General features: G+C 69.2%; 17 protein-coding genes. 7 read left to right on the forward strand and 10 right to left on the reverse strand.

The window, feature by feature from the left end:
- Window positions 1–13: 13 nt before the first annotated feature.
- Window positions 14–1,465 (reverse strand): helix-turn-helix domain-containing protein, encoded by a 1,452-nt coding sequence (locus tag ACP699_RS07700; protein ID WP_426170410.1) that lies wholly within the window; start codon window positions 1,463–1,465, stop codon window positions 14–16.
- A gap of 133 nt (window positions 1,466–1,598) precedes the next feature.
- On the opposite strand from ACP699_RS07700, the gene aceA reads away from it, so the two are divergent.
- The 3 genes from aceA to ACP699_RS07715 all read left to right on the forward strand — a co-directional run bounded on the left by aceA (window position 1,599) and on the right by ACP699_RS07715 (window position 5,242).
- Window positions 1,599–2,924 carry an isocitrate lyase gene (aceA, locus tag ACP699_RS07705; RefSeq protein ID WP_017829168.1) on the forward strand — a complete coding sequence of 442 codons (1,326 nt, stop codon included), beginning with the start codon at window positions 1,599–1,601 and terminating at the stop codon, window positions 2,922–2,924.
- Between the two features lie 144 nt (window positions 2,925–3,068).
- A complete protein-coding gene (gene aceB, locus ACP699_RS07710) occupies window positions 3,069–4,715 on the forward strand; it encodes a malate synthase A (RefSeq protein ID WP_426170412.1) in 1,647 nt (548 codons plus the stop codon).
- A gap of 95 nt (window positions 4,716–4,810) precedes the next feature.
- Entirely contained in the window at window positions 4,811–5,242 is a 432-nt protein-coding gene (locus ACP699_RS07715; RefSeq protein WP_426170414.1) for a hypothetical protein, read from the forward strand.
- A 19-nt stretch (window positions 5,243–5,261) separates the two neighbouring features.
- Here the strand turns inward: ACP699_RS07715 and ACP699_RS07720 are convergent, their stop codons facing one another.
- On the reverse strand, window positions 5,262–5,780 hold the full coding sequence (locus ACP699_RS07720; RefSeq protein WP_017829172.1) for an Lrp/AsnC family transcriptional regulator: 519 nt from the start codon (window positions 5,778–5,780) through the stop codon (window positions 5,262–5,264).
- A 103-nt stretch (window positions 5,781–5,883) separates the two neighbouring features.
- Here ACP699_RS07720 and ald point away from each other — a divergent pair, with 103 nt between their 5' ends.
- From ald to ACP699_RS07735, 3 genes are all read left to right on the forward strand, one after another.
- Window positions 5,884–6,978 (forward strand): alanine dehydrogenase, encoded by a 1,095-nt coding sequence (gene ald, locus ACP699_RS07725; RefSeq protein WP_017829173.1) that lies wholly within the window; start codon window positions 5,884–5,886, stop codon window positions 6,976–6,978.
- An 81-nt stretch (window positions 6,979–7,059) separates the two neighbouring features.
- On the forward strand, window positions 7,060–8,259 hold the full coding sequence (locus ACP699_RS07730; RefSeq protein WP_426170417.1) for a pyridoxal phosphate-dependent aminotransferase: 1,200 nt from the start codon (window positions 7,060–7,062) through the stop codon (window positions 8,257–8,259).
- 65 nt (window positions 8,260–8,324) lie between these two features.
- Complete coding sequence (locus ACP699_RS07735; protein WP_127482916.1) at window positions 8,325–8,783, forward strand: hypothetical protein; 459 nt, start codon at window positions 8,325–8,327, stop codon at window positions 8,781–8,783.
- Here ACP699_RS07735 and ACP699_RS07740 read toward each other — a convergent pair.
- From ACP699_RS07740 to ACP699_RS07775, 8 genes are read right to left on the reverse strand one after another with little or no spacing between them, the layout of a single operon-like run.
- Window positions 8,741–9,142: a VOC family protein gene (locus tag ACP699_RS07740; RefSeq protein WP_426170419.1), complete on the reverse strand. Its 402-nt coding sequence runs from the start codon at window positions 9,140–9,142 to the stop codon at window positions 8,741–8,743. The two genes, ACP699_RS07735 and ACP699_RS07740, sit on opposite strands and share 43 nt — an antisense overlap.
- Window positions 9,143–9,188: 46 nt before the next feature.
- The gene (locus ACP699_RS07745; RefSeq protein WP_270410000.1) at window positions 9,189–10,322 is read right to left on the reverse strand and encodes a UDP-N-acetylmuramate dehydrogenase; all 1,134 of its coding nucleotides are present in this window, start codon (window positions 10,320–10,322) and stop codon (window positions 9,189–9,191) included.
- Between the two features lie 13 nt (window positions 10,323–10,335).
- Window positions 10,336–10,734, reverse strand: a complete 399-nt coding sequence (locus ACP699_RS07750; RefSeq protein WP_055865549.1) for a MaoC/PaaZ C-terminal domain-containing protein — start codon at window positions 10,732–10,734, stop codon at window positions 10,336–10,338.
- Window positions 10,734–11,204 carry an FAS1-like dehydratase domain-containing protein gene (locus ACP699_RS07755; RefSeq protein ID WP_426170422.1) on the reverse strand — a complete coding sequence of 157 codons (471 nt, stop codon included), beginning with the start codon at window positions 11,202–11,204 and terminating at the stop codon, window positions 10,734–10,736. The genes ACP699_RS07750 and ACP699_RS07755 overlap by 1 nt, the downstream gene beginning before the upstream one ends.
- 28 nt (window positions 11,205–11,232) lie before the next feature.
- A complete protein-coding gene (locus tag ACP699_RS07760) occupies window positions 11,233–12,030 on the reverse strand; it encodes a sulfite exporter TauE/SafE family protein (protein ID WP_426170424.1) in 798 nt (265 codons plus the stop codon).
- Window positions 12,031–12,081: 51 nt separating this feature from the next.
- The gene (locus ACP699_RS07765; RefSeq protein WP_426170426.1) at window positions 12,082–13,629 is read right to left on the reverse strand and encodes a tripartite tricarboxylate transporter permease; all 1,548 of its coding nucleotides are present in this window, start codon (window positions 13,627–13,629) and stop codon (window positions 12,082–12,084) included.
- The gene (locus ACP699_RS07770; protein ID WP_426170428.1) at window positions 13,629–14,198 is read right to left on the reverse strand and encodes a tripartite tricarboxylate transporter TctB family protein; all 570 of its coding nucleotides are present in this window, start codon (window positions 14,196–14,198) and stop codon (window positions 13,629–13,631) included. Before ACP699_RS07770 ends, ACP699_RS07765 begins: the two co-directional genes overlap by 1 nt.
- 1 nt (window position 14,199) lies before the next feature.
- Complete coding sequence (locus ACP699_RS07775) at window positions 14,200–15,237, reverse strand: Bug family tripartite tricarboxylate transporter substrate binding protein (RefSeq protein WP_017829184.1); 1,038 nt, start codon at window positions 15,235–15,237, stop codon at window positions 14,200–14,202.
- A 162-nt stretch (window positions 15,238–15,399) separates the two neighbouring features.
- Here ACP699_RS07775 and ACP699_RS07780 point away from each other — a divergent pair, with 162 nt between their 5' ends.
- A complete protein-coding gene (locus ACP699_RS07780) occupies window positions 15,400–16,620 on the forward strand; it encodes a PAS domain-containing protein (RefSeq protein ID WP_426170430.1) in 1,221 nt (406 codons plus the stop codon).
- Window positions 16,621–16,702 lie beyond the last annotated feature (82 nt).

Below are 16,702 nucleotides of genomic sequence, written 5' to 3' on the forward strand. Positions count from 1 at the left end.
CGGGGTCGCGCACTCATCGAGGGGCGTGCGCCTCCAGGAACTCGTACACGTCGGTCGTGTCGACGCCGGGGAAGGCCCCGGTCGGCAGTGTCGCCAGCAGCGTGCGCGGAGTCTTCACGTTGGGCCAGGAGTTCTCGCGCCAGCGGTCCTCCAGGTCGGCGGGGGCACGCCGGCAGCAGACCTCGACCGAGTGCTTCGAGACGCCGCGGTGCGAGGTGTCGCGCCCTACGAACCACTTCGTGTCGTCGAAGCGCACCCCGACGCTCACCGAGTGCAGCCCCTCGCTCGAGGACTCGACCCGCGCCGTGCACCAGTACGTGCCGTTGCCGGTGTCGGTGTACTGGTAGTACGGGTTGAAGCGGTCATCCTCATCGAACACCACGCGCGAGGTCCACCGGCGACAGCACATCTGGCCTTCGATGGCCCCGAGGCGGTCGGTCGGGAAGTTCACGTCGTCGTTCTCGTACGCCTTGGTGATCGTGCCCGACTCGTGCACCTTGAGGAAGTGCACGGGGATGTCGAGGTGTCGTGTGGCGAGGTTGGTGAAGCGGTGCGCCGCCGTCTCGTACGACACCGAGTACGCATCGCGCAGGTCCTCGATCGAGATCGCCTTGCGCTGCTTGGCGTCCATCAGGGCGGGGACGACATGCGCCTCCGGGATGAGGAGGGCACCGGTGAGGTAGTTGGTCTCCACGCGCTGCCGCAGGAACTCGGCGTAGCTGCGCGGTTCGGAGTGTCCGAGGATGCGGCTCGAGAGCGCCTGCAGCACCGCGGTGCGGGCATCGCCCTTCGCTGGCACGCTGCTCGACAGGTAGAGCCGGCCGTTCGCGAGGTCCGCGACACTGCGCGTGGTCTGCGGCAGGTCGGGGGCGTAGTGCAGGGTGAAGCCCAGATGCGCCGCGATCTCGGACGCCGTGCGCTGCGTCAGAGGACCGCCCGGATGGCCGACCGCGGCCAGGATCTCAGCGGCCTTCGCCTCGAGATCGGCGAAGTGGTTGTCCTGTCGCCGCATGAGGTGCCGCAGCTCGACGTTGGCCCGCCTCGCCTCCTCCGGCGTCGCGGCCCGCTCATCCTTGAGCCGATCGATCTCGCCGTGCAGGGCGAGCAGGGCCTTCAGAGCATCCGTCGGCAGGCTCTTCGCGATACGGAACGGCTCGATGCCCAGCGCCTGGAACGTCTGGCCCTTCATCGCCCGCTCGAGGGCGATCTCGACCGCGCTGCGCTCATCGAGCGGCTTACCTTCCAGCAGCGCATCGATCGTGACCCCGAGCACGCGGGCGATCGCCTGCAGCTGCGTGAGCTTGGGCTCGCGCTTGCCGGTCTCGATCATCGACATCTGACTGGGCGCCCGATCGACGGCGGAGGCCAGGTCGTCGAGGGTCATCCCCTTCGCCGTACGGAGCTGGCGGATGCGCCGGCCGATCGTGAGGGCGTCGGTCTCTTCTGCAGCGTCGATGGTGCTCATGCGGCCGATTCTGTCACAGAAACAGAATTTCGCCCGATCTTCTCTCCCAGATCGGTCGCTGGGGCTTCCGAACTTCACGCACAGTGGAACCACGCCACACCGGCACAGCCGCCGGATCCACCGAGGAGACACCATGACGAACACCGCCCACACCCCGACGCCCCGCCCCGCCGGTCTGCGAGCCGGCGACCAGGTTCAGACGGCCGCCGAGCTCCAGGAGATCTGGGACACCGACCCGCGCTGGGACGGCGTCGAGCGCACCTACTCGGCAGAAGACGTCATCCGCATCCGCGGCTCGGTCCGCGAAGAGGCCACGCTCGCCCACCGCGGCGCCGACAACCTCTGGAACCTCCTGCACACCGAGGACTATGTCCGGGCGCTCGGCGCGTACACCGGGGGCCAGGCCGTGCAGCAGGTGCGGGCGGGACTGAAGGCCATCTATCTCTCCGGATGGCAGGTCGCCGCCGACGGCAACCTCGCCGGTCAGACGTACCCTGACCAGTCGCTGTACCCCGCCAACTCCGTGCCGGCCGTCGTGCGTCGCATCAACAACGCCCTCATCCGCCAGGACCAGCTGGAGCACGCCGAAGGCGAGACCACACAGGACTGGCTCGCCCCGATCGTCGCCGACGCGGAGGCCGGTTTCGGCGGACCGCTGAACGCCTACGAGCTCGCGCAGTCGCTCATCCAGTCCGGTGCCGCGGGCATCCACTGGGAAGACCAGCTGGCCAGCGAGAAGAAGTGCGGCCACCTCGGCGGCAAGGTGCTCGTGCCCACGCAGCAGCACATCCGCACCCTGAACGCCGCTCGCCTCGCGGCCGACGTGGCGGGAGTGCCGACCGTCATCATCGCCCGCACGGATGCCCTCGCCGCCGACCTGCTCACCAGCGACGTCGACGAGCGGGACCAGCAGTTCACCACCGGCGAGCGCACCACGGAAGGGTTCTACCGGATCCGCCCGGGCATCGAGTCGGTCATCAGCCGCGGACTCGCCTTCGCCCCCTACGCGGACCTGCTGTGGGTCGAGACGGGAGAGCCGGACATCGAGCTCGCCCGCAACTTCGCCGCGGCGATCCACGCCGAGTTCCCCGGCAAGCTCCTGGCCTACAACTGCTCGCCGAGCTTCAACTGGAAGAAGCACCTGTCGGACGCCGAGATCGCGACGTTCCAGCAGGAGCTGGCCGACCTGGGCTACAAGTTCCAGTTCATCACCCTGGCCGGCTTCCACGCCCTGAACTACTCGATGTTCGACCTCGCCCGCGGCTACGCCGATCGCGCCATGAGCGCCTATGTCGAGCTGCAGGAAGCCGAGTTCGCCGCGGAAGCAGACGGGTACACCGCCACCAAGCACCAGCGCGAGGCGGGCACCGGCTACTTCGACGTCATCTCCACCGCGCTCAACCCCGACAGCGCGACGCTCGCCCTCGCCGGCTCCACCGAAGCCGCGCAGTTCCACTGATCCCCACTTTCTCGTCCCCGTCTCGCCGACACCCATCGGCGCCGTCGAGACCCACCGCCGCGATCGCCTGCAGCGATGGGTCTCGACGACCACCGTGGGTCTCGACGGAGCCGAAGGGGACCACCACGCAAAGGACTCACGATCATGACCACTCCCACCACCACGGCTCCGATCCAGACGACCCAGCAGGGTCCCGCGATCGAGGTCACCGGCCCCCTCCGCGACCGCTACGAGGAGATCCTGACCCCGTCGGCGCTCGCCTTCCTCACCGAGCTGCACCACCGATTCGCCGCGCGTCGCCACGACCGTCTGGCCGACCGGATGCGTCGCCGCTTCGAGATCGGCAACGGGCACGACCCCCAGTTCCGCGACGACACGGCACACATCCGTGAGGATCGGGACTGGCGGGTGGCCGGCGCCGGCCCCGGACTCGAGGACCGTCGCGTCGAGATCACCGGGCCGACCGACCCGAAGATGACGATCAACGCGCTGAACTCCGGCGCGCGGGTGTGGCTCGCCGACCAGGAGGATGCCACGAGCCCCACCTGGAAGAACGTGATCGAGGGGCAGCTGTCTCTGCGCGATGCGATCCGCGGCGAGCTGTCGTTCACCTCGCCGGAAGGGAAGGAATACCGCGTCACGGCGGAGCGCACGCCCACGATCGTGATGCGCCCTCGCGGTTGGCACCTGCCCGAGAAGCACATCGCCTTCATCGACCGCGCCGGTCGTCGCACGTCGGCATCGGGATCGCTGGTCGACTTCGGCCTCTACTTCCTGCACAACGCACAGGCGCTGATCGACGGCGGGCGCGGGCCGTACTTCTACATCGCCAAGATCGAGTCGAGCGAGGAGGCGAAGCTGTGGGACGACGTCTTCTCGTTCAGCGAGGAGTACATCGGCATCCCGCACGGCACGATCCGCGCGACCGTGCTGATCGAGACCCTGCCGGCCGCCTTCGAGATGGACGAGATCCTCTACGAGCTGCGCGACCACTGCGCGGGACTGAACGCCGGCCGCTGGGACTACATCTTCTCGATCATCAAGAACTACCGCGGCCGCGGGGCGCGCTTCGTGCTCCCCGACCGCAGCGAGGTCACGATGACGGTGCCGTTCATGCGGGCGTACACCGACCTGCTCGTGCAGACCTGCCACAAGCGGGGCGCCTTCGCGATCGGCGGCATGAGCGCGTTCATCCCGAACCGCCGCGACCCCGAGGTGACGGCGCGCGCGATCGAGAAGGTCACCGCCGACAAGAAGCGCGAGGCCGGCGACGGCTTCGACGGCACCTGGGTGGCGCATCCCGACCTGATCCCCACCGCCCAGGCGGAGTTCGACGCCGTGCTGGGCGACCGCCCCAACCAGGTCGACCGGCAGCGCGACGATGTTCACGTCGAGGCCCGCGACCTGCTCGACCTGCACATCGGTCGGCCGATCACCGCGCAGGGTGTGCGGGACAACGTGTCCGTCGCCATCCGCTACCTGGAGGCCTGGCTGCGCGGACTCGGCGCCGTGGCGATCGACAACCTGATGGAGGATGCCGCGACCGCCGAGATCAGCCGCTCGCAGGTGTGGCAGTGGATCCACCAGGACCGCACCACGCAGGACGGCACCCCCATCACGGCTGAGTACGTCGAGGATCTGATCACCCAGGTGCTCGCACAGGCGACGCGCAGCCACGGCGACAGGTACGACGACGCGGCGGAGATCTTCCGTGAGGTCGCCCTGCGGGAGGAGTTCCCCACGTTCCTCACGCTGGGCGCCTACAGCCGGTTCCTGGTCGACGAGGACTGAGCGCGCGAAGGAGCCCTCGGGCCGCGGCCGATACCGTGACCGAGGGCTCTTTCGTGTGCGGAGCCCGTGCCACCGCACGGGCGTAGCCTGGGGGCATGACCGACGTCTGGGCGGATATCTCCTCCGAGTTCCTGCACTTCTACCGGCGCGGCCGGCGCCTGCTCGCGGTGGCCGGGGCGAATGCCGAGCGCTCGCGGCAGGCGGCAGATGACCTCCTGTCCGCGCTGACGGCATCGGGGCAGCAGGTCATCCGCGAGCACTCGCCGGACGGTGACGAGGTCGAACTCCGTGCCGCGGTCACCGCGTTCCGCGAGGGTCCGAAGAGCGACGACATCCTGCTCGTCTCGGGGCCGTCCGCTCTGCTCGGCGAGCGCACCAGAGGCATGTGGAACTACGCGGTGTGGCAGTTGGCGGGCGATGAGCCGCCGCACACCGTCGCGGGTTCGATCGTCGATGTGACCGACCCCGCGCATCCGGCCCGTCGGTTCGCCGACTATTGCGCACTGCCCTCCTCCTACGGCGCCTGACCCGCGGCGACTCCCCGCCTCAGCGGAACGAAGCGGCCACCGAGTTGCGGTGGTAGTCGAACACGATGCTCGTGCGGGTGGAGGCGACGCTGCTCTGCGCCGAGAGGTGCTCGAGCACGAACTCGCGCATCTCGGATGAGTCGGCGACCGCGATGTGCAGCAGGAAGTCGTCGTCGCCGCCGAGGAAGAAGAGCTGGATCACCGGAGGCAGCACGCGCACGCGATCCGCGAACTCGACGATGCTCTCCCGCCGTCCGCTCGGACGCAGCGTGACGCCGATGATCGCCTGGAGCCCTGCGCCCAGCATCCGCTCGTCCACGCTCGCGTGAAAACCCGTGATCACGCCGCGGTCCACGAGGGCGCGCAGCCGGGTGTGCGCCGTCGAGGGCGCGACTCCGAGACGTGCGGCGAGCTCGGCATTCGTCATACGCCCGTCGGCCGTGAGCAGCTGCACGATCCTGGCATCGATCGCATCCAGGGCCGGTGCCCGAACGGTGTTCGGCTCCGGGGCCTGTGAGGTCGTCTCCATACGAAGCATTATTCAGGATTTCCGCGTCATGCGAATGATCTTCACCGATTCTGTTGTTCTGTCGATGTTTCTGCGATCCTGGGTGCCGCACCGCATCACACCTGGAGGATCAATGAAGATCGGCGTCCCCACCGAGGTCAAGAACAACGAGAACCGCGTCTCCCTCACCCCCGCCGGCGCCGACCGCCTGGTGCGCGAGGGCCACCGGGTGCTCGTGCAGTCCGGCGCCGGGCTCGGCTCGCGCATCACAGACGACGACTACCGCGCGGCCGGCGCCGAGATCGTGGCGACCGCCGCCGAAGCGTGGGGTGAGGCCGACCTGGTCATCAAGGTCAAGGAGCCGATCGCCCAGGAGTACGGCTTCCTGCGCGACGACCTCACCCTCTTCACCTACCTGCACCTCGCCGCCGACCGCGCGCTCACCACCGCGCTCGTCGAGGCGGGAACCACCGCCGTCGCCTACGAGACGGTGCAGCTGCCCGACCGCAGTCTGCCGCTGCTCGTGCCGATGAGCGAGATCGCCGGGCGCCTCTCGGTCACCATGGGCTCGTACTCGCTGCTGCGCTCGCAGGGCGGTCGCGGCATGCTGCTCGGCGGTATCGCCGGCACGCCGCGCGCCAAGACCGTCGTGATCGGCGGCGGTGTCGCAGGAGAGCACGCCGCGGCGAACGCGCTCGGGCTCGGCTCGAAGGTGACGGTGATCGACGTCGCCCTGCCGCGCCTGCGGGAGCTCGAGCACCGCTACGGCGGTGCCCTCGAGACGCGCGCGTCGAGCCGCTACGACATCGCCGAGGAGCTCAAGACCGCCGACCTCGTGATCGGCTCCGTGCTGATCCCGGGAGCTGCGGCCCCCAAGCTCGTGACCGACGACATGGTCGCCGCGATGAAGCCGGGCTCCGTGCTCGTCGACATCGCCATCGACCAGGGCGGATGCTTCGAGGGCTCGCGCCCCACGACCCACGACGACCCCACGTTCGCGGTGCACGACTCCATCTACTACTGCGTCGCGAACATGCCGGGCGCGGTTCCCGAGACGGCGACCCGTGCCCTGACCAACGCGACCCTCCCCTATGTCTCGGCGATCGCCGGGAAGGGCTGGGAGCGCGCGGCGTCCGAAGACGCGGCACTGGCTGCGGGTCTGAACGTGCAGGGCGGGCGCATCACGCTCGCGGCCGTCGCGCAGGCTCACGGTCTCGACGCCGGCTGACCTTCCGCACCCGAAAGAACCTCGGATCTTGGCGGCATCCCACACCTCACCTGCCGCATCGACCCGAGTACGCTCGTAATCGTGACCGAACGCGCTCCTCTCTCCCGCAAGCTGTCCGCCATCGCCGAGTCCGCGACCCTCAAAGTCGACGCCAAGGCCAAGGCCCTCAAGGCCGAAGGCAAGGACGTCATCTCGTACGCCGCCGGCGAGCCCGACTTCGCGACGCCGCAGTTCATCGTGGATGCGGCGGCCGAGGCTCTTGTCGATCCCGCCAGCTACCGGTACACGCCGGCCCCGGGTCTTCCGGCGCTGCGCGAGGCGATCGCCGCGAAGACGCTGCGCGACTCCGGCCTCGAGGTCTCCCCCAGCCAGGTCATCGTCACCAACGGCGGCAAGCAGTCCGTCTACCAGGCCTTCCAGGCGGTGGTGAACCCCGGCGACGAGGTGCTGCTGCCCGCGCCGTACTGGACCACCTACCCCGAGGCCATCCGCCTCGCCGACGGCACCCCGGTCGAGGTCTTCGCGGGCGCCGACCAGGAGTACAAGGTCACGGTCGAGCAGCTCGAGGCCGCCCGCACCGCCCGCACCACCGCCCTCGTGTTCGTCTCGCCGTCGAACCCCACCGGCTCCGTCTACACCGCCGAGGAGACCAAGGCCATCGGCGAGTGGGCGCTGGAGCACGGCATCTGGATCATCAGCGACGAGATCTACCAGAACCTCACGTACGAGGGCGTCAAGGCCACCTCGATCGTCGAGGCCGTCCCCGAGGTCGCCGGTCAGACCATCCTGGTCAACGGCGTCGCGAAGACCTACGCCATGACCGGCTGGCGCGTGGGCTGGATGGTCGGCCCCGCCGACGCCATCAAGATCGCCGGCAACCTGCAGTCGCACCTCACCAGCAATGTGAACAACGTCGCCCAGAAGGCGGCGATCGCCGCCCTCACCGGTCCGCAGGACGAGGCCGAGAAGATGCGCCAGGCGTTCGACCGCCGCCGCCAGCTCATCGTCTCGGAGCTGTCGAAGATCGACGGCCTCGTGGTCCCGAACCCGCTCGGCGCGTTCTACGTGTACCCCGACGTGCAGGGCCTGCTCGGCCGCACCTGGGGCGGCGTGACGCCGACCACCTCGCTCGAGCTCGCCGACCTCATCCTCGACCAGGCCGAGGTCGCTGTCGTCCCCGGTGAGGCCTTCGGCCCGTCCGGATACATCCGCATGTCGTACGCGCTCGGCGACGAGCAGCTGCTCGAGGGCGTCCAGCGCCTGCAGCGCCTGTTCGCCTGACCGGCTGCACCTCTGCCGAGACCCATCGTGCGCACCGAGACCCACGCCCCCAGTCGCCTGCGGGAGTGGGTCTCGACGTCGACGATGGGTCTCGACGCGCCTGGGGGAAGCAGGAGGAAGAGCGGATGCCGGTGACTCTGCGGGTGGCCTTCACCATCCTGAGCACGGTGACCGTGCTGGTCTTCTTCCTCTCCCTCGTCGTCGCTCCCTTCATGTGGTACTGGGGAGGAGGGTGGCTGAGCGTGCTCCCCTTCGTACCGGTGGTCGTCTACGCGACCATCACGGTGCTCGTGATGAGACGGAAATCCTGGGCCCGATACACGACCCTGCTGTTTCCGCTCCCGCTCGCGCTCTACGTTCCGGCGGCAGCGGCCCCGATCTGGGAGTTCTGGGCCGGCCTCGCGACCCTCGCACTCACCAGCGCGGCGGTCGTGTTGATCTTCCTGCCCTCGTCTCGTGCCTACTTCGACGGGAAGCAGGTTCAGTCCTCGGGCTGGAAGCCGATCAACCAGCGGATGCCGTAGCGGTCGATGAGCGTGCCGTCGTAGTCACCCCAAGGACGCTTCTGCAGCGCATCGATCACGCGTCCGTCGGCCGCGAGCGTGTCGTACCAGCCGGTCAGAGTCAGCGCGTCGGCCGTGCCGAGGAGCGAGAGGAACATACCGCCCATCTGCACGGCGTCGTCGTCGGCCCCGGCATCCGCACCGGCGAGCTCGACCAGTCCGCTCAGCTGCCCGTGCGCGATCGCATCGCCCGGCCCGTCGTGCCGGCCCACGGTGGCGTAGTCGAGCAGCTGCAGGTCGCCGCCGAACACCGACTGGTAGTGACGCAGCGCTTCTGCGGCGTTGCCGGGGAACAGCAGGTACGGGATCAGTCCGCTCATGCCGCGAGTGTAGCCCCGCCGTCCGCCGCGGCTGCCGAGCAACGCTCTACAGGTCGACGCCGACGAGCACCGGTTCCGGCTGCAGCACGAGACCGAATTCGGCGTGCACCCTGCTCTGGATGAACCGTGCCAGCTCGGCGACCTCGCCGGCGGTCGCGCCGCCGCGGTTGGTCAGCGCGAGCGCGTGCTTGGTCGACACCGATGCTCGTGAGCGCGGAAGCTTGAACCCCTTGCGGATACCCGCCTGCTCGATGAGCCAGGCCGCGCTCACCTTGACGTCGGAGACGGTCGCGGGCTTCGACGTCGGAACCATTCCGTCGTACGAGGCGAGCGGGATCACGGTCACCGCATCGAGGTCGGGGGCGACCGGCCAGCGCGGGCACTCCGTGGGCAGCGCCCTGGCCACCGCCGCCGTCACGATCGCGTTCTGGAAGAAGGAGCCGACGCCATGCGTGTCGGGGTCGTCCGCGTCGAGCAGCATCCCCTTCGACGCCCGGGTCGCGAGGATGCGCTCGCGCACCCACCCCAGCGGAACGGGCATCTCATCGGTCAGGCCCAGCGCCCGACGCAGCTGCTCGCCGCGCACCACGCGCTCACCCGCGATGAGCAGGTCGACGGTCACGGAGAGGATCACGGCACGGCGCAGCGGCACACTCCCGTGGTGGTGCTTGAGCACCGAGGTGCGAAAGCCGAGTCCGAGCTCGGCGGCGGAAACCGTCGAGATCTCTCCGGTCGACTCGTCGATCAGCTCGACCTCGACCAGCGTCTCCTGGATCTCCTGCCCGTAGGCGCCGATGTTCTGCACGGGGGCGGCGCCGACCGTGCCGGGGATCCCGCTCATCGCCTCGAGGCCCGCGTAGCCGTGGGCGACGGCATAGGCGACCAGGTCGTCCCAGCCGTGTCCGGCCTGCGCGCGCAGACGGATGCGTCCCTGATGCGGTGACGGCAGCTCTTCGATGCCCTCGGTGCGGACGCGGATGACGGTGCCCTCGAAGGGCTCGTCGCCCACGAAGAGGTTGGAGCCGCCGCCGAGCACGAACCACTCGTCACCGCGCGCCCACGTCTCGCGCAGGGCTTCGACCAGGCCGGCGGTCGTCGTCGCCTCGAACATCTGCTCCGGCGCCGCACCCGTGCGCAGCGTGGTCAGCTCCGCAAGTCGGACCGGCTCGATCTCCCGCATCACAGCGTCCTCATCAGACGGCGACGCGCAGCTGCGCCTTGACGAGCACGGTGGTCTCGCCGAACGTGACCTTGAGGTCGATGCGCGCGACCTCGTCGTCGACAGCACCGACGGTGGCGACGACGGTGATGTCAGCGCCCTCGACGGGGTCGACGACGACGGGCTTGGTGAAGCGCACGCCGTAGTCGAGGATGCGGGTGGCCGGGTCGAGCGCCGCGACCACGACCGAGGAGGCGATGCCCATCGTGAGCATGCCGTGCGCGAGCACGCCGGGAAGCCCGACGGACGCCGCGACGTCATCGCGGTAGTGGATCGGGTTGAAGTCTCCGGATGCCCCCGCGTAACGCACGAGCGATTCGCGGGTGAGGTGAACCGTGCGCTCAGCGAGCACGTCTCCGACGGTGTAGCCCATCAGGCGCCCTCTCCTTCATCCGCACTCGGCTCGGCACCGACCAGCAGCACGCTGGTGGCGGTCACGACATGGGCGCCTGCGGGATCGGTGATCTCGGCCTCGCTGGTGATCATCGCGTTGCCGCCCATCATGCGGATGCCGGTGACGCGCAGCTGCGCGGTGAGCTCGTCTCCCGCGACGATGGGGCGCGTGTAGGCGAAGCGCTGCTCGGCGTGGATGGTGCGCGCCAGCACGATGCCGGAGTCCTCCTGCCCCAGCAGCTGCTGGAGCGTGAGGTCCTGGATGACCATCGCGAAGGTCGGGGGCGCCACGACGTCGGAGAAGCCGGCCGCGCGGGCCGCCTTCAGGTCGGTGTGCTGCGGAGCGTCGGCGAAGACGGCGCGAGCGAACTCGCGCACCTTCTCGCGGCCGACGAGGTACGGGGCCGTCGGCGGGAACTCCCGGCCGACCAGTTCTTGGTTCACTGCCACCCCTCGATCCTACCGAGGCAGGCGGAGCTCAGCGGCTCTTGCGGCCTCTGATCGCCTTGATCGCCATCTGCACCGCGATCACGACCAGATATGCCGCGAAGAGCATGTTGCCCAGCGTCGGGTCGACGATCGTGGCCAGCCACGCCCCGAGCGCGGTCGTCGTGCAGGCCGAGATGCCGATGATCAGCGCCGCGAGCAGGTCGACGTTGCGGTTGCGGAGGTTGCCCACGGTGCCGGAGATGGCGGTGGGGATCATCATGAGCAGCGAGGTGCCCTTGGCGACCAGGTCGCTCGTGCCGAAGGCCAGCATCAGCACAGGTACGACGATCACTCCACCGCCGACGCCGATCAGCCCCGCGAGGATTCCGGTGCCGATTCCCACGCCGACGAGGGCGATGCCGGTCAGCCAGGAGAGTTCGAACGCGGCGTCGCGTGAGGGGATCACCAGGAAGAGGCTGACGATCACGACGACCAGGAAGCCGACGAAACCCCACCGCAACGCCGTCTGCGAGATGCGCGGCAGCAGCCGTGTGCCGATCTGCGCGCCCACCACGGCACCCGCCGCGAGGATGATCGCGGGCACCCAGGCCACCGAACCGGTCGTGGCGTAGGAGATGACGCCGACGCTCGCCGTGGGCACGATCGCCGCGAGCGAGGTCCCGGCCGCGAGGCGCTGATCGAAGTGCAGCAGGAGCACCAGCAGCGGGACGATGACCGTGCCACCGCCCACGCCGAAGAGTCCGGAGAGGAGGCCGGCGAGAAGGCCGATACCGATGAACGCCGCGTAGGCACGAGGCCCACGTGCGGGGGCCTGTACGTCATTCACCGGATCAGCCTACTCGCGGCCGCCTCCCCTCCCGTACCCGCCGTCTCGAACTCAGACCTCGGAGTCCGCCTTCATCGGCAGCGCGATCGACGCGGTCAGCGCCTGCTCGTACCGACTCTGGCGACGCCGCAGCCACAGTCCGCCGACGATCAGCAGCGCGAGCACGCCGTAGGCGATCGCGGCGAACGGCTGCATGACCAGCGTGCTCAGATCCCCCTGGCTCAGCTGGAGCGCCTTGCGCAGCTGCTCCTCGGCCATCGGCCCCAGGATCATGCCGACCACCAGCGGTGCCACCGGGTATCCGTACCTGCGCATGAAGTACCCGAGGACACCGACGATCAGCAGGATCACGATGTCCGTCGGCGAGCTGTGCAACGCATACGCCCCGAACACCGCGAACAGCAGGATGCCTGCGTACAGGTACGGCCGCGGGATCTGCAGCAGCTTCACCCACATGCCCACGAGCGGCAGGTTCAGCACGATCAGGATGACGTTGCCGATGTAGAGGCTCGCGATCAGCGCCCACACCAGGTTCGACTGGCTCTCGAACAGCAGCGGCCCCGGCTGGATGCCGTACGACTGGAACGCCGTGAGGATGATCGCCGCGGTCGCCGTCGTCGGCAGGCCGAGCGTGAGCAGAGGCACCAGCACGCCGGCGGCGGCGGCGTTGTTGGCCGACTCCGGACCGGCGACCCCTTCGATCGCGCCACGTCCGAACTCGTCGCGGTGCTTCGACAGCTTGCGCTCGGTCGCATAGGACAGGAATGTGGCCACGTCGGCGCCGCCCGCCGGGATCGTGCCGATCGGGAAGCCGATCGCCGTGCCCCGCAGCCAGGGCTTCCATGACCTCCGCCAATCGGCCTTGGTCATCCAGGAGCGCCACCCGCGTGTCACGGGGATCACGTCGACGCCGCCGTGCCGCAACCGGGCGGCGATGTAGAACGTCTCCCCGACCGCGAACAGCCCGACGGCCACCAGGACGATGTCGACGCCGTCGGACAACGCGGGAAGCCCCAGCGTGTAGCGCTGCTGTCCGGAGAGCCAGTCGGTGCCGACGAGACCGAGGAACAACCCGACGCCGAGCGAGAGCATCCCGCGCGAGATCGAGCTGCCGATCAGCGCGCCGACCGTGATGAACGCGATCACGATGAGGGCGACGTAGTCCGCCGGTCCCAGGTTCACCGCGAACTGCGCGAGCAGCGGAGCCAGCAGCGTCAGCCCCAGCGTCGCCAGGGTGCCGGCGATGAAGGACCCGATGGCCGCGGTCGCGAGCGCGGCGGCACCGCGCCCCATCCTGGCCATCTTGTTGCCCTCGATCGCCGTGACTATCGAGGCCGACTCCCCCGGCGTGTTCAGGAGGATGCTCGTCGTCGAGCCGCCGTACATGCCCCCGTAGTAGATGCCCGCGAAGGTGATCAGCGCGGCGGCGGGATCGAGCGTGTAGGTGAGGGGAAGCAGCAGCGCCACCGTCATGGCGGGGCCGATGCCCGGGAGCACTCCCACCGCGGTGCCGACGAAGACGCCGAGGAAGGCGAACGCGAGGTACTGCGGCTGCAGCGCGGTCGCGAAACCCTCCAGAAGCAGGGTCCAACTGTCCATCAGAACATCCTTCCGAGCCAGCCGAGAGCGGGACCCCAGGGCAGCGACAGGCCGAGCAGACCGCCGAACACGACCTGGATCACGAGCGCGACCGCGATCCCGATGAGGAAGGCCATCCACCAGCGCTTGGCGGCGAGCGACCACGCGACCCCGCCGAACAGCAGGGCGGCCGCGGGCGCCCACCCCAGCGGCTCGATCAGGAGCAGGTGGGCGACGACGAGACCCGCCAGCTTGGCGAGGGTGACCCAGTCGGTCGGCAGGCTCTCATCGATGTCCTCCGCCTCCTCCGCACCGCCGCGTTCGCCGCGCAGCACCCCGATCAGGACCGCGACCGCGGAGGCGAGCAGGATGACGGAGACGAAGATCGGGAAGACCGTCGGGCCGGCTTTCATGCCGACGGGGACGTGGATCAGGAAGATGCCGACGACGGCGAAGGCGCCGAGCGCAACCATGATTCCGGCGAACACGAGTTCGCCGATGGGGACGGAGGAAGTGCGGCGTGCGGGCCGACCGCCGTGGTCGACCCGCACCCCCTGCTCCCCGGTCCCCGACGATGCGGGGACCGTCATGTCACTGCACCAGGCCGATGTTCTTCAGCGTCGCGGTGACCTCTTCGATGTTCCCGGTGAGGAACTCGTCGAAGTCCGCACCGACCAGGAACGCGTCGGTCCATCCCTTGGTCTCCAGCTGCTCGGTCCATGCCTCCGACTCGTGGAGCTCGGTGATCACACGGACCAGCTCGTCCTTCTCTCCGTCCGAGATCCCACCGGGGGCGATCACCCCGCGCCAGTTCGTCAGGACGACGTCGTAGCCTTCCTCCGTGATGGTCGGGACGTCGGGGAGCTGCGACACCGGCTCCTCGCTCGACACCGCCAGCGCCTTCAGCGCGCCGCTCTCGATGTGCTGGGCGAACTCGCCCACACCCGAGATGCCCGCGGAGACCTTCCCGCCGATGAGCAGCGGAACCGCCTCACCGCCGCCGGAGTTCGGGGTGTAGTTCAGCTTCTCGGCGATCTCCGCACCGTCCAGCCCTGCCTCCTCGAGCATGAGCCCGGCGAGGATGTGGTCGGCGCCTCCCGCGGACCCGCCCGTGACGGTGACCGACTGACCGTTGTCGACGATGTCCTCCACGAGGTCTTCGAGGGTGTCGTACTTCGAGTCCGCCGGTACGACGACGACGAGCGGCTCGTCCGTCAGGCGGGCGATCGGGGTGGTGTCCTCGATCCGCACCGCCGAGGCGTTGGTCTCGACTGCTCCGACCATGACCAGACCCATCACCATGAGGGTGTTCGGGTCCTTCTCGTTGGCGAGCTGAGCGAGGCCGACCGTGCCACCGGCGCCGCCCACGTTGGTCACCGGGGCGGAGGCGACGAGGTCGTCCTGGGTGAGCACCTGCGACAGCGCTCGTCCGGTCTGGTCCCATCCCCCGCCGGGGTCGGCCGGGACGACGATCGAGACGTCGGTGATCGTGGCCGCTTCGGATTCCCCTCCGCCGTCGTCGGTCGCGGCACTGCCGCCGGCGCACGAGGTGAGGGCGAGGGCTGCGACCGCGGCCATTGCGGCCCACGTTCCGATGCGGGCGGGGGGTGCGATGCGTGCGTTCTTCATGTGCGCTCCTCCTTGAGCGTTGTGATGCTGTCGCTCCACCCTGGAGCGTGGGACACCCGCGGTGCGGCTTCGGAAACCATTGGTCGGAGTTTCGGAACTATTGGTCGCGAGCAGCGCTCTCCCGCGCTCGCACCGCACGCGGCGAGGGGCGACAATGAGCAGGTGGCCTCGAAGATGACGCTCCGCGTGCAGCTGCTCGTGCTGCAGGCGCTGATCGTGTTCCTGGTGACCCTTGCGACCGGCATCGTGGCCGGCGCGTTCCAGGAGCACGCCCTCCGTGACGCCTACAAGGACCGGATGCAGGCTGTGGCCCAGTCGATCGCAGCGCTTCCCACCGTGCATGCGGCCTTCGACGACGCCGAGCCTTCCGTCGCGATCCAGCCCATCGCCGAGGTCATCCGCGAGGCGTCCGACCTCGCCTATGTGGTCGTGGCCAACGACGACGGCATCCGGTACTCGCACCCGAATCCGGCGCGCATCGGCGAGAGGGTCTCCACCGACCCGTCGATCCCGCTCTCGGGCGAGGTCTACGTCGGCACGCAGACCGGCACGCTCGGCACCTCCTGGCGGGTCAAGGTGCCCATCCGCGACGACGAGGGCGCCGTGATCGGCACCGCATCCGTCGGCATCCTGGAGTCCGAGCTCAACGAGGAGTTCTCGGCGAACCTGGTGTGGCTGATCTCGGCGATGCTGGCCGCGGCCGTGCTCGGGGTGTTCGGATCCGCATGGGTGACCTCGATCATCCGACGGCGCATCTACCGCCTCGAGCCGCATCAGATCGCCGCCCTGGTGAAGAACCAGGAGACCACGCTGCACGGCCTCAGCGAAGGTGTGATCACGGTGGACGACGCCGGACGGATCACGCTCGTGAACGATGCCGCCGCCCGTTTCCTGGACAGGGACGCCGCCGACCTCGACGGCGAGCTCGCCGCCGAAGTGCTGGGCACGGAGCTCTCGACGGTGCTGCGGGAGGGCGAGTCCGCCGGTCGGCCGGTGATCGTGGGATCGCACGTGCTCGTGGCCCGCAGCACCGGGAGCGAGGCCGACCGCGGAGGAATCGGGGCCACCCTCCTGCTGCGCGATCACACCGAGCTGCATGATGTGGTGCGACGAGTCGAGGCAGCTGACGCGATCATCGCCTTCCGGCAGCGCCTCGGACTGCCCAAGGGGCTCAGCTCCGAGACGCTCGACCGTGTCTCTGCGGCGCTCGTCGCACGCCCCGACGCCTCGGCCACCGAGATCGGTGAGGACCTGGACATCTCCCGGGTCAGTGCCAGGCGCTACCTCGAGCACCTCGCCGCATCGGGAAGGGCGACGCGCGCGCTCGACTACGCGACCAAGGGTCGCCCGAGCACCCGATACCGCGCCAGCGACGCCGTCTGACCTGCACACAGCCCTGGGACGCAGTGCCATTCTGTGCGACACTGGATCGCATTCGACATCGACGTCAGCCTGCCCGGATCGA

The organism is Microbacterium sp. DWRC1-3 (assembly GCF_049896645.1).
GTDB classification, from domain to species: Bacteria; Actinomycetota; Actinomycetes; order Actinomycetales; family Microbacteriaceae; genus Microbacterium; species Microbacterium maritypicum.